Here is a 13,203-nt window from a genome sequence, read left to right as displayed (position 1 = left end):
GGGTACGCGTGACGCGTACCCCGCAGTGTTTGGTTGGTCAGCGCAGCTGCGGTACGCGGTAGCGGTTCTGCAGCAGGTCCGCCACCCGCTGGATGTCCCGCGGGGTGTTCTGGATGTCGTTCCACTTGCGGACGACACCGTCCAGGAAAATCCACTCGCCCTCGGTCCAGTGGCAGTCCTCGGCCACGGTCTTGAGGTCGGCGGCGAACTCCTCGGTGCTGACGATCTCCTGACCGTTGTCCCGGACGTGGCTGATCGCGTCCATCAGGTAGCCCATGCTGATGATGCCTGCTCCGTGCATGAGGCGGGACTTGCGGGACGGCAACTTCCAGGCGTCGGGGAAGACCTGCTCCACCGCGGCCCAGAAGTTGTACAGCAACGAGAGCATCTCGCCAGTTCGCGGCAGACCGTCATCGTTGCGGTACCGGTACAGCGCGCCGTCGGAGAGGCTGTTTTCCAGCATCCGCAGCATCGAGTTGTCCTTGATGTACCCGCCGGGGTTGGTGGGTGTCTGGATCATGCGGTACAGCGGGGAGCGCAGTTCGTCGAAGTTGAGCCGCTCGAGAAGGGTGGCCGGTAGTCGCCGAACCCGCAGCGGGGTGGGAAGGGCTCCGGACGCCGCCGGCAGCAACTCGTGAATCAGGCCTTTAGGCAGCGCCTTCGTCGAGTTGACCAGAATAAACTGGGACCGCTGGTCGGAGGTCTCCCTGGTGATGAACGCGTTGACGCTGACCGGGAACCGGTCGACCCGGGCATCCCGGATGGCCGCGCAGCGCTGCTGCCCGTCCACGATGAAGCCTGGCCGCTCGTGGTCTGGACCATCGATCAGCGGGATGACCAGGGTTCCCGCCTGCACGTAACCCGGCCCATCGGCGATACCGCCCGGAGCTGGCTCAAACCGGACCCGCTCGTCGAACGCGATGACGACGGCATTGGGCAGCAGCGGGCTCGTATCGGTCTCGATGTATCGGCGGATCGCAGCCACATGGCTGAGCACCTCGGGCCGCTGATAGCCGTGCAGTTCGGTGTTCTGGTCACGACGGATCCGGGAGACCGTGGCGATTTGCGGCACCAGTTTGCCGTCGATGGCGAAGGTGAAAAGGCTGCGCCCGCGTCCCTGGTCGATCTTCAGCGTGGGGAGCCGGAGTTCGGTCACCGTACCGGTGGCGTCACGCTCGGAGGTCTCGGTCACGCGGGGTCCTTCCTCGCTTGTCGTGCGCGGAGTTGCTGTTCGAAGACGTACAGGTTGTGGAACCCACGTCGCTTGTTGCGTTCGGATCCACGGAAGATCGCGATCTCGATGCCGTGCTGCTTGCAGAGGTCGCAGGAGCAGTCTCGCCAGGGACGGGCGGTGAGTGTCTCACGGTACTGACCGCTGCGGTCGGACTTGCCGTCCCAGAGGTCGCTGTACTCCCGAAGCGCCTCCACGACGGATTCCACGTCCGTGTCGTTCTCATCGAAGCGACGGAGTTGGTCCAGCGCCTGGCGTTCCAACTCGACCGCCTTGCCCTGGCTGATCTCACCAGACCTGATGCGTGCCTTCAGCTTGGCGTTGCCGTCCACCTGCGGCACCCGCAGGGCGACATAGGTACGCGACGGCGTGTAGAAGTTGTCCCGGTCGTCCTTGAACGCCTGCCGGAACGGCGAGGTGCTATCGAAGCTGGTAACGCCGCCCTCGGCAAACTTCGGCACATCATCGCATCGGCTGACGCCGAGCAGATGGACCTCGGTACCGTCCTTGAGTACCGGCTTTACGACCGCCAGGCAGGCCAGGATGTCCCGTGACTTGAGCGGCACCATCCCGCCGAGTGCGATGTGACGGTAGCCGAGATCCTGCAGTTTCTCGACCGCCGCGGCGTACGACTCCGGACTCCAGCCCTGGGCCACTCCGTACGCGGTGAACTCGACTCCGCGCGCATCACAGCGGTCACGGAACTCCTCTGCGAGTTCGAGCGTGATCCGCTGGCGCTTCGCCCAGCCCTGGGTCTCAGCCTCTTCACTGCTAGCGGCCGGGTCGTACTGGAAGATGACGTGGTCGACGGAGATCCCGTAGTCGAACCCGCATCCGTGGTAGAAGTCGATCACCTCGTCCACCGTGTACGGCGGCTTCACCTCGGAGACATAGGAAAACGCTCCACAGTCCCCCATGATCTTGAGGGGAGTGTGGCCGTGGTCCAGCCGGAAGAACCGACGCGCGCCCTCCCGGTAGAGCCGGTGCCGCTGAGCAACGGTGTACTTGCCGGCGCTGCTGCCGACCTGGCCGTCTACGATCGCCTTGGAAACCAGCAGTCCGTCGAACGGGGCTCCGGTCAGCACCTCGTGAGCATAGAGATCGTCACGCTGCCGAACCCGGAACGGATCGTGCTCCTCGGTGACGAAGTCAAACGTAGGATCGACCTGGTCTTGGCTGTCGGGGAAAAAGAATCTCACGTCAGTTCCGCCCGGGAGTTCCGGTGGACCCGGATGAGATAGCTGGACAACTCTTGAATATGTCGATGCATGTTTTCTATCTCGTTCCAGTGCATGTTCAGTTCGTCCCACTTGCCCTCGGTCCAACGGCAGTACGGCGCGATGAGGGCAAGGTGCTGCCGAATGGTTTCGGAAGCGTTGGGACTGCGCGGATCGACCACGCCGAGGATGCGGTCCATTAGGCGGCCCATCGCACGAATGCCAGCGCCGTGCATCAACCTGCTCTTGCTCGCCGGTTTTCCCCAGGCATCCGGAAAAGTGTCCCGGACCGCCGACCAGTAGGTGAACAGTGCCTGCAGAATGCCATCGAAGTCGGTCTCGTTCCGGCTGACGTCCCGGTAGGGAAACAAGCACCCGGACGGTGAGGTGAGACTCTCGTTCAACATATTGACGACCACGGTGTCGGTGATGACCGCCTGCGGAGCCTGGTCTCGGGCCGTGGAAGCGCGCTTGATCAGCCCGTACATCGGTGAACTGGGGTCTGTGTTGAGCACATCGCACAGTGCCGCAGGCGCCTTGCGAATCGCCAACCGTGGTGGAAGCGGGCTGTCGACCTCGGGCAGCAGTTCGGTGACCAAGCCTCGTGGCAGCGGACGGGTGTTGTTGACCCGCAGGAACTGGTCACGCTGCAGGCTAACGCTGTCGGCCACGAACGCGGTCACCGGCACCGGGAAGTCACTGCGGTTGGTCCGCGACAGGGCAAGTGCACGCTGTTGGCCGTCCACGATCCAGGCAGGCTTGGGTTTCCCCTTCGTCGGCAGCGGAATCGTCAGTCGACCGGAGGTAGAGAGGCCGTCACCGGCTCCCGGCCCTCGGCTCGACTCGAATCGGCTCCGCGACGACAGCGCCAGGATTATCGGATTGGGAAACAGCGAGCCATCGGTGTTGAGGTATTCGATGATCTCAGCGACGTGGCGACGCACCTCTGGCCGTTGGTACCCGATTAGGTTGCCAGCCTCGTCCCGGCTCACCCGGGAGATCTCGGCGATCTGCAGAACCTCGTCAGCACGCAGGGCAAACATGAACATCGGGTACTTGTCGGTCTGCTCGATCCGGAGCGCCCGACGGACCAACTGCGTCGCTGAGAAGTCGGCGGTCATCCTGCCTCCGCCCGGACCTCGGCGAACAGGCCGTGGAAACGGGCCTGCTCGCAGGACTGGCCTGCTGCACGCAGACGCCGCAGCAGGCTCGTGGCCGTGCCCGGGCCGTCGCTGAGGGCCTGTCGGATGTAGTCGCGAACCTCCTGGTCCCCCAGCTTCTGCCCGGTCGGCCGGCGGCCCGGATCGGGCGGTGCGGCCTCGGCGGTCTCGCGGGCAAGCTTGCGCAGCGTGCTGAACCCCACATTGCTACCCACTGCGGTGAGTAGGTGCATGGCGGTACGGACATTGAGTGCCTGCATGCTGCCGCCGACCACCGAGCGCAGCGCAGCTGTGACCGGCACGACGAACTCGTCAAGTTCTGCGCATCGCTTAGGCGGGCCCAGGATCGCGAACTGCTCCCGGTCGGCCAAGCCAGCGGCGGCGTCCCGCAGATCGTCGCTGCATGCCCGCATGTACGACTCGGACAGCACCGCGACGATGGTGGACCGCGGGTCCTGGCGGGCCAAATCGGCGAATGACCGCGACGTATCCGCGGCCGGCCACTCCCAACGGGTCAACTGCCGCCACCACTCCCGCATCGCGGCCGGCGACGAACCAGCGGAATCGTCCATGCCGGGAGCGAACGTGGCCGCGTACGGAACGAGCTGCGCGTCGATCGGCACGAGGCCGTACCCTGCGGAGCAGACCCAGAGACGGGCGGTGCCGTCGACAGCCTGCTGGAGGGCACGGACCGCCTGCCAATGTTCTCCGCCGTAGAGGTCGATCGCGGGCATGCGCGGCGTGGCGGCGACGAGCCGTTCCGCCCACACCGAGAATCGCTTCGCCTCTGCGTGATCCCGGAGGTCTCCCAGTCGAAGGCCTTCGGGAATCGGGGCTCTTTTCCGGTTGGCGCAGGTGACGATGATGTGGACCGGCGAGGTGGCCGGTGCCACGCTGGACATCACACGTCCCCGGTAGCTGCAGTCGTCATCCAGCCTAACTGGGCATAAGCAGCGTGATTGTGAATGCTCTCGTCGTTGACAACCCGCACCCGGAAACGGGTTACCCGGGCGTCTTGCCGCAGTGTGACCGCAACTTGGCGTGCCATGTCCTCAACGAAAACCGGGTTGTCGTACCCGGCCATGGTGACGTGCCTTTCGTCGGGACGCTTCAAGAGCGCGTACACCGGCGATGACCCGGAGGCCTCCGCAACCTCAATGAGGTCGTCGAACCAGATCTGCGATCCATCCGACGGTTCTGCCACGACGGTGACGTAGCCGCGCTGGTTGTGCGCGCCTCGGTCACTAATCGCCTTGCTGCACGGGCAAACGCTGGTCACCGGGACTCGGACCTGAAGCTCCAGCGATGTATCACGGTCGCTGGAAGTGACTGAGAGGGCGCATTGATACTCGGAGAAGGACGGGGCTCCGGTCACCGGTGCCGTTCGCTCGAGAAAGTAGGCGAACGACAGCCGGACCTGCGCATTGTCGGTGCCGAGCCGGGTCCGGACGTCCTCGGCCAGGCTCTGCGCGCTCGCCCGGTCGAGTTGGTCTCGCCAGGCGTGCAGCACCTCGACGAAGCGGCTCAGGTGTGCACCCTTGACGTCCGCGCCGATGCCGACCGACATGTCCACGGTGGCGACCGTCTCACGCTTGACGCCCTGGCCGTCGGCGATCAGCAACGGGTAGCGCAGGCCCTCGATGCCGACCTCGTCCAGGGCGACGCCTCGCTCGTCCGGCAGCCCCTGCACGTCCGGCAACATCACTGCTCTCCTCGGTAAATGCAGCCGGAGGTGCAGGTCTCGCGCACCATCACGGCGGACAGCGGCAATTGGTCGATGAGCCGGTCCCAGATCCAGCGGGCGAGCACCTCACTGGTCGGGTTCTCCAGCCCCGCCACCTCGTTGAGGTAGTAATGGTCGAGTTGGGCATGCAACGGCTGGAACGCCTTTTTCAGGTCGCCGAAGTCCATCAGCCAACCGGCCTGCGGGTCGACCTCGCCGGTGACATGCAGTTGGACTCGATACGAGTGGCCGTGCAACCGGGCGCATTTGTGACCTTCCGGCACATTGGGCAGCCGGTGGGCGGCCTCAAAGGTGAACTCCCGGAATATTTCCATCACGCGATTCCAATGTACTTATGCGTCTGAAGACTCAAACGCCATTGCGGATGCTTCATGCAGTAACGGACTGCGGCCTCGGTGTTTGCTACTCGGTCCGGTCCGTCCATTGGCTGAAGCATGAAGTGCTCAAATTCCAGGTCTTCGAACATTGCGGGTTCAACGCCTACCTGCGGGAAGACTAATTTTAGATCGTGTCCGCGGGTCAGCACGACCGGTGCTCCAGCTTTCGGGCTGACGCAGATCCAATCAAGACCGGCCGGGGCCGGCTGCGTCCCGTTGGTCTCGACCGCGACCTCGAAACCGGCGTCGTGAAGGGCATGCACTGCATCGTCGTCGAGTTGCAGCAACGGCTCGCCGCCAGTGCAGACGACGTAGGGCTTGCTTCGCTCGTGCGGCTCGCCCTCCCAAGCTCGAGCAACCGCGGCGGCTAAGTCCGCCGCGGTGCGAAATCGCCCCCCACCAGGGCCGTCTGTACCGACGAAGTCCGTGTCGCAGAACTGGCAGATGGCCCGATGCCGGTCCTTCTCCCGGCCCGTCCACAGGTTGCAGCTCGTGAATCGGCAGAACACAGCCGGTCGGCCAGCATGCGAGCCCTCACCCTGCAGGGTGTAGAAAATCTCTTTGACTCGATACACCGCTGATCATTCTCCGGCTGGGGCGAGAGCCGGGTCGGTGAGACCGAGCTCAGCGAAGCCACGCCCGCGCAGCAGACACGAATCACACGTCCCACAGGCGCGGCCATCGACCGGGTCGTAGCAACTGTGCGTCAGAGAGTAGTCGACGCCCAATTCCAACCCGCGACGGATCGTCTCCGCCTTGGTCAACTTGATGAGCGGTGTGTGGATGCGGAGCCTCTGCCGGCCTTCCACCCCGGCCTTCGTGGCCAGGTTCGCCATCGTTTCGTAAGCGGCGATGAACTCCGGCCTGCAGTCGGGGTACCCGCTGTAGTCAAGCGCGTTCACACCGATGAACACATCTGAGGCATCCAGTGTCTCGGCCCACGCCAGAGCGAAGGACAGAAAGATCGTGTTACGTGCAGGCACGTACGTAACCGGAATGTCCTGGCTCAAGTCATCGACGCTTCCGTAGTGCGGCACCTCGATCCCGTCGTCTGTCAGCGCAGAACCCCCGAAGCCCCGCAGATCGATGTCGGCAATGACGTGGTTACGGACCCCGAACTGCTTCGCAACCGCACTCGCAGCGTCCAACTCGACCGTGTGACGCTGGCCGTACCGGAAACTCAGCGCATAAGGCTCATACCCGTCGTGCAGGGCCATCGCGAGCACCGTGGCGGAGTCGAGGCCGCCGCTGAGCAGGACCACCGCTTTCTGCTTCGTCTCAGACATGCCTTCATCTGCCTTCCATCGCAGAAACTGCATCACCCGACCCGACAGCCGGGCCGCAGTTTCACTCGTTCTGAACCACGCAACCCTACCGAACTTAAGCCCGTAAAAATGAGGCGGGAGACGCGACGCGCTGGAACACCGGGTGCGTATCACCGCGTCACGCTATGCAACATCGCCCAGATCGGCATCAACCCCTCTCGCTTGAGTGAACTTGCGGTGGAAACTACCGCGCGGCAGGAGGAAGCGCCTCTCTACAGTTTTTGCTCCAACCAGGTCCCCTCCCCCGAGCAATACTGCACCGCTGCTAGTCGCAGGGGGTGGCTGGAAATTTCCTTGGCCGCCTGTACGGCTTGACGATGCCTGCCAGCGATCCGTCGATGACACGGTGCCTGTGCCCAGATCACCGCGAGTCCAGCCCCGGCGTACTCACGTTGGATGTCGGCGAGCATGACCTATAAGCTGAGGATGTTCCGCCCCGGGTTTGATGGAGACATCCGAACCTGGGAGAAAATCGAGCTATGGCGGCACCGAAGAAGTACCCCGATGAACTGCGTGAGCGTGCGACCCGGTTGGCGGTCGAGGCCCGCCGGGATCCGGCGTCCGCGGTCGGGGCGATCCGGCGGATCGCCGACCAGCTCGGGATTCATCCGGAGGCGTTGCGGACGTGGGTGAAGAAAGCCGAGATCGACGCGGGTGACCGGCCGGGCACCACCAGCGGCGACGCGGAACGTCTCGCCGCTCTTGAACGGGAGAATCGTGAGCTGCGCCGGGCGAATCAGATCCTGAAGTCCGCGGCGTCTTTCTTCGCGGCGGAGCTGGACCGTCCGTCGCGATGAAGGTCGCCTTCGTCGACTCTCAACAGGAAGAACATGGTGTCCAGCCGGTCCTGCAGGCGCTCGAAGACACGCCGGCACAGATCGCACCGTCGACCTACTACGCCGCCAGGAACCGCCCGGCCTCGGCCCGTTCCCGGCGCGATGACGAGCTGACCACGCTGATCAAGCGGATCCACGCGGAAAACTACGGCGTTTACGGTGCCCGCAAGATCTGGCACGAACTGCATCGACGCGGCGTTGCGGTGGCCCGGTGCACGGTCGAGCGGCTGATGCGAGCAGCCGGGCTCCGCGGACTGCTGCGCGACAAGCCACCGCGCACGACCCGGCCGGCCGCTGAGACCGACCGGCCACGTGACCTGGTCAAACGTGACTTTACCGCGGAGCATCCGAACCAGCTGTGGGTCGCCGACCTGACCTACGTGCGCACCAGCGTCGGCTGGGTCTACGCCGCGTTCGTCCTCGACGTGTACTCCCGGCTGATCGTCGGCTGGCAGGTCGCCACGTCGCTCTACACCGATCTTGCCCTCGACGCGCTGAAGACGGCGATCTGGCGCCGCGAGAACCACAACGCTGACCTGCGCAACCTGGTCCACCACTCCGACCGGGGCGTCCAACCCGTATTCAACCGGTCGTCGCAACAACGCTGCTTTGTACTGACAGTAGCTGCTCGTTCATGGCTTCGGCGGGTGTTTGCCAGCCGAGTGTCTTACGTGGTCGGTTGTTGAGTGTTGCGGCGACCGCATCGAGGTCGTCGCGGCTCCAGCGGGCCAGGTCGGTGCCTTTCGGGAAGTACTGGCGCAGCAGGCCGTTGGTGTTCCCGTTGGTGCCGCGTTGCCACGGGCTGTGCGGGTCCGCAAAGTAGACCCGCACGCCGGTGTCGATGGTCAGCTGGGCGTGTTGCGCGAGTTCCTTCCCGCGGTCCCAGGTCAGCGTCTGGCGCAGTTGATCCGGCAGCATGGTGATCGTTGTGGTGATCGCGTCGCGGACAGCTGCGGCGCCCCGGCCGGCCAGCGCCGGGCCGTTGTGCACGCGCAGTTCGGCGCCGAAGCCCTCCATGCGAGGCAGGTGCAGCAGCATCGTTTAGCGGGTCGTGCGTTCTACAAGGGTGCCGATCGCGGATCGGTCGAGTCCGATGATGAGGTCGCCTTCCCAATGGCCAGGCACAGCGCGATCCGCTGCCTCGGCGGGCCGTTCCGTGATTATCACCTCGGGGGTGACCATGCCGTCGCGAGGCTGCCGGGCCCTGGCGCGTGGCACCCGCAGGGCGCGCCCGGTCCGCAGGCAGGCGACCAGCTCGCGCTTCAACGCGCCCCGGCCCTGGATGAACAGCGCCTGGTAGATCGCTTCGTGCGAGATGCGCATGTCCTCATCATCGGGGAAGTCGATGCGCAGCCGGCGCGCGATCTGCTCCGGACTCCACGCGCTGACCCAGCGACGGTCCTGGCGTCGCGGCTTGTTGCGTCCCTTCCACGGCGCCGCGGCCGGGCCGGGCACCGGTGTTCCATCGGCGCGGCGGACGTGACCAGAGAGACGTTCCTGCACGTATTCGCGCAGCCATTCGTTCGTGACCAGCTTTGACGCCTTCGGGCGTCGCGCGAGCAGGTCGGCCTTCCACTGCGCCACCGACGCGCGATAGTCGAGCTCGCCGCCGCGGGTCGCCGCGTTGCGGCGCAGTTCCCGCGAGATCGTCGACGGATCCCGGCCTACTGCGCGGGCTATCTCACGGATGCCGAGGCCCTGACCGTTGAGCACGGCGATCTCTTCGCGCTCGGCGAACGACAGGTACCGGCCGGTGACCGGCGCGACCATGAATAGCGGCATACCGCCACGTTGCCGGAACCATCGGGCACCTGCTGCTTGTGACACGTCGACCGCGTTAGCAGCATCTTCGCAGGGCAGACCCTTCCGGATCTCACGCCAGAACAGCCGCTCGACTTCGCGTCGCAGTGCCGGTGCCCCCGGCGACTTCATCGCCGCTCTGCCCGTCAATGTCTTCATCCACCCTGCAGGCCGACCCGTCAACACTCCCATACCCCGAGTGTTGCGACGACCGGTTGAACTCACCCAATACCGAGCGATCCGCTACAGCCAGCGACTTGCCGAGGCCGGCGCCGTCGCCTTGGTGGGCTCGAAGGGCGATTCCTACGACAACGCGATGGCCGAAGCGTTCAACTCCCTGTTCAAAGCCGAACTCGTCCGCAACCGAGGTCCATGGCGCGGACTCGACGACCTTGAAATGGCCACCGTCGAGTACATCGACTGGTACAACAACCGACGCCTGCACGGCGAACTCGGACACGTCCCACCCGCCGAACACGAAGCCCTGCACGCGATGACCCACCCGGTCACCGCACCTCTGAAAAACAGCTAACCAACTCCATCAAACCCGGGGCTTGACATGGAGCTCGCCGAGGTCTGGGGCGGGAAATACCCGGTGATCGTCAGGCTCTGGGAGAACCCCTGGGCCGAGTTCGTGCCGTTCCTGGCCTTCGACGCCGAGATCCGCAGGGTCGTCTGCTCGACGAATGCGACCGAGAGCGTGAACGCCCGCATCCGCCGGGCCGTCCGGCCCGCGGGCACTTCCCGAACGACAGGCCGCCCTGAAATGCGTCTACCTCGCCGTGATGGCCCTGGACCCGACCGGCACCGCCAGCGCCGCTGGACCATGCGCTGGAAACCAGCCCTAAACGCCTTCGACCTCGCCTTCGAAGGACGCCTCACCGCAGGCCGTAACTGACCTTCAACAAATCGAGTCACACCGTTTTCCCGCCCGGAGTCGACGGTCAGCGCATCACCGGCCGCGTCCACCACCCGGAGCCTGTTCTCGCAGCTCATCCCCGCCGCAGGTCTTGATCTGAAGGTCGGCGAGCAGGCCGGTGACGAACCCAGCGGCCGACCGGCGAGGCTCGACCCGGCAGAACCGGCCGGCGAACGACTCGACCACCAGGTCGATGGTTCGTCGCCACTGGGCAGGCTCTACGCTGTGGCCCTGGGCCACCGCAAGGTCTGATGTTGTGTCCACAACGCACAGACGATCATGCCGTGGCCGTCCTCGTTCCCGCGGGATCCGAGGTCACCTCACGAACGGCGGCTGCCGCACTAGGTGCGAAACGCAGCGTCAGAACGCCGCAGGCAGCACGTTGACGTAATGCTGGACGTCGTCGCAGTGACAGGCCGAAGTACGTGCCCTTCGGGACACTGTCACGGTGGACCGGCCCAAAGGAAGAGGCCACCCACGCCACATGGCGGCCGCCCACCGAACCGACCCGCGAAGCGCGACCACCGCACCGCGGGGTCTGGGGGTCGCCCCCAGGCAGACAAGAGTGGGGCGGGCGGGACTCGAACCCGCGACCGAGGGATTATGAGTCCCCTGCTCTAACCCACTGAGCTACCGCCCCTTACCGGCGGCGATCCTATCCCGTGCCCGGCTCGGAAGACTAGCGATCTATCAGCGCACCAGGGATTTCGGCAGGAGAATGATCTGGCGGGCCGGGTCGACGACCATGTCCGGGGGTTGCAGGTCTTCTATGCGTGGTTGGTCGTCGTCGCCCACGCTCGGCTCTTCGGGGCCGTCCTGTGTGGTGAATTCGGCGTAATTTTCCGGGTTGAAGTCGCTCATGATGTCACCCCCGTTCGAGCGCCGAGGGAGGCGAGGACCGCGCCGGCCGTGCGCCAGCCGCCGGCGAGGGCGCCTTGGCTGGAGGGACTGTCGCGATGATCACCTGCGACGAAGAGGCCGTCGCCGAGGGCTACCGGTTTGCGCAGGCGGCTCTGTGGGGTGCGGGCGGCGGGCAGGGCGTGCGGCATGCTGATGACTTCGAGCATCTCCCAGTCGTCGGTGGGTGCGCCGTAGATGCGGGACAACTCCACCCGGATCACCGTCTCCGAGGCGGGCGAGGGTGCGGAGACGCCGACGACGTTGGCTGCGATGAGGCTCATGCCGCCGGGCGCGTACTCGGGGGCCGCGTTGCTCATCACCACCGTGTTCGCGATGATTTCGCGCCGGTCGCCGTCGAGAAGAATGATCGGCTCGTCGATGGGTGCTTGCGGCGCGCCGAAGTAGAACGTGGTGATCCCGTGCACGTCGGGTCGCGGCAGGCGGTTCGGCAGCAGTTCGGCCGCGGAGACGGGGTCGGTGGCGACGATGACGGCCCGGCAGTGGATTTCGCCGCCTTCGGTGACGACGAGGCCGGGTCCGATGGAGAGGGTGCGCGCGCCGATCAGGAGTTGCGGGAAGGGCAGCGGGCCGGCGATGGCGGCGGGCAGGGCGGCCATCCCGGCGGCGGGTACCCCGATCCGGCCTCGGGTGAAGGAGCGCAACACCATCGCGGCGACGTGGCTGGAGGTGTCGAGGGAGCGGTCGGCGAACACGCCGGAGAAGAACGGCCGCAGCACCTCCTCGATCATCCGGTGGGAGAGGCCGGCGCGCCGCAGCATCTCCTGGGTGGTGGTTTCCGGCATGTCGAGGAGCTTGCCGACGGGCAGGGTGGCGCACCGGGTGGCGAGGGCGGCGAACTTGAGCCGGTCGGCGAAGGTGCCGGCGCCGGAGAGCAGCGTCTGCGGGGTGGTGAGGGGCTGGCGCAGCGGGTTTTCCAGCCGGTGCAGGTTGCCGCAGCGGCGCACCAGCACGCCGGATGTGAAGTACCGCATGTCCAGCGCGTCCACGTCGACGAGCGCGGCGAGCCGCGGGTAGGCGGTGTTGATCGTCTGGAAGCCGCGGTCCAGGTGCCAGCCGTTGATCACGTCGGTGGCGACGCGCCCGCCGATGCGGTCGGAGGCCTCCACGAGCAGCCATTCCACGCCGGCACGGTCGAGTCTGCGGGCAGCCGCCAGCCCGGCGAGCCCGCCGCCGACGATGACGACGTCCACCTCTACCGGCTGCGACATAACCACCTCACATGCTGCATTCAAGACGGAACTCAGCGTAACCGGGCACGCCCGGCCGGGGAGGCGAAAGCCAGCGGAGGCGCAGGCCCGGGACGGCGCAAGCTCAGGAAGGCGCAGGCCGGCAGGGGCGACGAACCAGGGCGAGGGCAAGCCCGAAGATCAAACGGGAGTACGGGCGACCCGTACCCCATGGCCCGGAGGAGGGCGATCGCCGTCCCGCCCCCACAGGCCTGTCGGACACACGACACCGCGATCGACCCGGCCGGCCCCGGACAGCAGAAGACCCGGACAGCCGAAGACGGACAGCCGAAGACCCCGGACAGCAGAAAACCCCAGGCACGTGGCCTGGGGTTGTGTTTGGCTCCCCGAATTGGACTCGAACCAATAACCTGCCGGTTAACAGCCGGCTGCTCTGCCAATTGAGCTATCGGGGACTGCTCAGTTCCTGCACCGCCCGGTTTCCCT

Annotated in this window: 13 protein-coding genes, 2 tRNA genes and 3 pseudogenes; 4 read left to right on the top strand and 14 right to left on the bottom strand. The window is 65.7% G+C overall.

The window, feature by feature from the left end; genetic code table 11:
- Positions 1-37: 37 nt before the first annotated feature.
- From dbpB (LPA41_RS20255) to queC, 8 genes are read right to left on the bottom strand one after another with little or no spacing between them, the layout of a single operon-like run.
- Complete coding sequence (gene dbpB, locus LPA41_RS20255) at positions 38-1,192, bottom strand: DGQHR domain-containing protein DpdB (protein WP_229072213.1); 1,155 nt, start codon at positions 1,190-1,192, stop codon at positions 38-40.
- Entirely contained in the window at positions 1,189-2,430 is a 1,242-nt protein-coding gene (gene dpdA, locus LPA41_RS20250) for a tRNA-guanine transglycosylase DpdA (RefSeq protein ID WP_229072212.1), read from the bottom strand. The genes dbpB (LPA41_RS20255) and dpdA overlap by 4 nt, the downstream gene beginning before the upstream one ends.
- On the bottom strand, positions 2,427-3,569 hold the full coding sequence (gene dbpB, locus LPA41_RS20245) for a DGQHR domain-containing protein DpdB (protein WP_229072211.1): 1,143 nt from the start codon (positions 3,567-3,569) through the stop codon (positions 2,427-2,429). Before dbpB (LPA41_RS20245) ends, dpdA begins: the two co-directional genes overlap by 4 nt.
- Complete coding sequence (locus tag LPA41_RS20240) at positions 3,566-4,510, bottom strand: hypothetical protein (RefSeq protein ID WP_229072210.1); 945 nt, start codon at positions 4,508-4,510, stop codon at positions 3,566-3,568. Before LPA41_RS20240 ends, dbpB (LPA41_RS20245) begins: the two co-directional genes overlap by 4 nt.
- Positions 4,510-5,310, bottom strand: a complete 801-nt coding sequence (gene folE2 / locus LPA41_RS20235) for a GTP cyclohydrolase FolE2 (protein ID WP_229072209.1) — start codon at positions 5,308-5,310, stop codon at positions 4,510-4,512. The genes LPA41_RS20240 and folE2 overlap by 1 nt, the downstream gene beginning before the upstream one ends.
- Positions 5,310-5,666: a 6-carboxytetrahydropterin synthase QueD gene (gene queD, locus LPA41_RS20230; protein WP_229072345.1), complete on the bottom strand. Its 357-nt coding sequence runs from the start codon at positions 5,664-5,666 to the stop codon at positions 5,310-5,312. Before queD ends, folE2 begins: the two co-directional genes overlap by 1 nt.
- A complete protein-coding gene (queE, locus tag LPA41_RS20225; RefSeq protein WP_229072208.1) occupies positions 5,666-6,304 on the bottom strand; it encodes a 7-carboxy-7-deazaguanine synthase in 639 nt (212 codons plus the stop codon). Before queE ends, queD begins: the two co-directional genes overlap by 1 nt.
- Before the next feature lie 6 nt (positions 6,305-6,310).
- Positions 6,311-7,015, bottom strand: a complete 705-nt coding sequence (gene queC / locus LPA41_RS20220; RefSeq protein WP_229072207.1) for a 7-cyano-7-deazaguanine synthase QueC — start codon at positions 7,013-7,015, stop codon at positions 6,311-6,313.
- 518 nt (positions 7,016-7,533) lie between these two features.
- Between queC and LPA41_RS20215 the strand changes: the two genes are divergently transcribed.
- Complete coding sequence (locus LPA41_RS20215; RefSeq protein ID WP_229072206.1) at positions 7,534-7,851, top strand: transposase; 318 nt, start codon at positions 7,534-7,536, stop codon at positions 7,849-7,851.
- Entirely contained in the window at positions 7,848-8,576 is a 729-nt protein-coding gene (locus tag LPA41_RS20210) for an IS3 family transposase (RefSeq protein ID WP_229072205.1), read from the top strand. Before LPA41_RS20215 ends, LPA41_RS20210 begins: the two co-directional genes overlap by 4 nt.
- Here LPA41_RS20210 and LPA41_RS20205 read toward each other — a convergent pair.
- Positions 8,473-9,849, bottom strand: a pseudogene (locus LPA41_RS20205) (IS30 family transposase). The gene LPA41_RS20210 and the pseudogene LPA41_RS20205 sit on opposite strands and share 104 nt — an antisense overlap.
- A 46-nt stretch (positions 9,850-9,895) precedes the next feature.
- Here LPA41_RS20205 and LPA41_RS20200 point away from each other — a divergent pair.
- Positions 9,896-10,222 (top strand): annotated as a pseudogene (locus LPA41_RS20200) (integrase core domain-containing protein); the annotation flags it as partial.
- A 30-nt stretch (positions 10,223-10,252) separates the two neighbouring features.
- A pseudogene (locus tag LPA41_RS20195) lies at positions 10,253-10,588 on the top strand (transposase); the annotation flags it as partial.
- Positions 10,589-10,642: 54 nt separating this feature from the next.
- Here LPA41_RS20195 and LPA41_RS20190 read toward each other — a convergent pair.
- From LPA41_RS20190 to LPA41_RS20170, 5 genes are all read right to left on the bottom strand, one after another.
- Positions 10,643-10,795, bottom strand: a complete 153-nt coding sequence (locus LPA41_RS20190) for a hypothetical protein (RefSeq protein ID WP_229072204.1) — start codon at positions 10,793-10,795, stop codon at positions 10,643-10,645.
- Positions 10,796-11,175: 380 nt separating this feature from the next.
- Positions 11,176-11,249, bottom strand: a tRNA-Ile gene (locus tag LPA41_RS20185).
- A 50-nt stretch (positions 11,250-11,299) separates the two neighbouring features.
- Positions 11,300-11,470, bottom strand: coding sequence for a hypothetical protein (locus tag LPA41_RS20180; RefSeq protein ID WP_229072203.1), 171 nt, complete (start codon positions 11,468-11,470; stop codon positions 11,300-11,302).
- Positions 11,467-12,738 carry an NAD(P)/FAD-dependent oxidoreductase gene (locus LPA41_RS20175; protein ID WP_229072202.1) on the bottom strand — a complete coding sequence of 424 codons (1,272 nt, stop codon included), beginning with the start codon at positions 12,736-12,738 and terminating at the stop codon, positions 11,467-11,469. Before LPA41_RS20175 ends, LPA41_RS20180 begins: the two co-directional genes overlap by 4 nt.
- A gap of 358 nt (positions 12,739-13,096) precedes the next feature.
- A tRNA-Asn gene (locus LPA41_RS20170) sits at positions 13,097-13,172 on the bottom strand.
- Between the last annotated feature and the right edge of the window lie 31 nt (positions 13,173-13,203).

This window comes from Actinoplanes sp. DH11 (assembly GCF_020873875.1).
Classification (GTDB): Bacteria; Actinomycetota; Actinomycetes; order Mycobacteriales; family Micromonosporaceae; genus Actinoplanes.
This window is presented reverse-complemented; position numbering and strand designations above follow the sequence as displayed.

Excerpts from the sequence above, each read along its gene's own strand:
- dbpB (WP_229072211.1), bottom strand. The coding sequence starts at position 3,569 with ATGACCGCCGACTTCTCAGCGACGCAGTTGGTCCGTCGGGCGCTCCGG.
- LPA41_RS20240 (WP_229072210.1), bottom strand. The coding sequence starts at position 4,510 with ATGTCCAGCGTGGCACCGGCCACCTCGCCGGTCCACATCATCGTCACC.
- folE2 (WP_229072209.1), bottom strand. The coding sequence starts at position 5,310 with ATGTTGCCGGACGTGCAGGGGCTGCCGGACGAGCGAGGCGTCGCCCTG.
- queD (WP_229072345.1), bottom strand. The coding sequence starts at position 5,666 with ATGGAAATATTCCGGGAGTTCACCTTTGAGGCCGCCCACCGGCTGCCC.
- queC (WP_229072207.1), bottom strand. The coding sequence starts at position 7,015 with ATGTCTGAGACGAAGCAGAAAGCGGTGGTCCTGCTCAGCGGCGGCCTC.
- LPA41_RS20215 (WP_229072206.1), top strand. The coding sequence starts at position 7,534 with ATGGCGGCACCGAAGAAGTACCCCGATGAACTGCGTGAGCGTGCGACC.
- LPA41_RS20210 (WP_229072205.1), top strand. The coding sequence starts at position 7,848 with ATGAAGGTCGCCTTCGTCGACTCTCAACAGGAAGAACATGGTGTCCAG.
- LPA41_RS20180 (WP_229072203.1), bottom strand. The coding sequence starts at position 11,470 with ATGAGCGACTTCAACCCGGAAAATTACGCCGAATTCACCACACAGGAC.
- LPA41_RS20175 (WP_229072202.1), bottom strand. The coding sequence starts at position 12,738 with ATGTCGCAGCCGGTAGAGGTGGACGTCGTCATCGTCGGCGGCGGGCTC.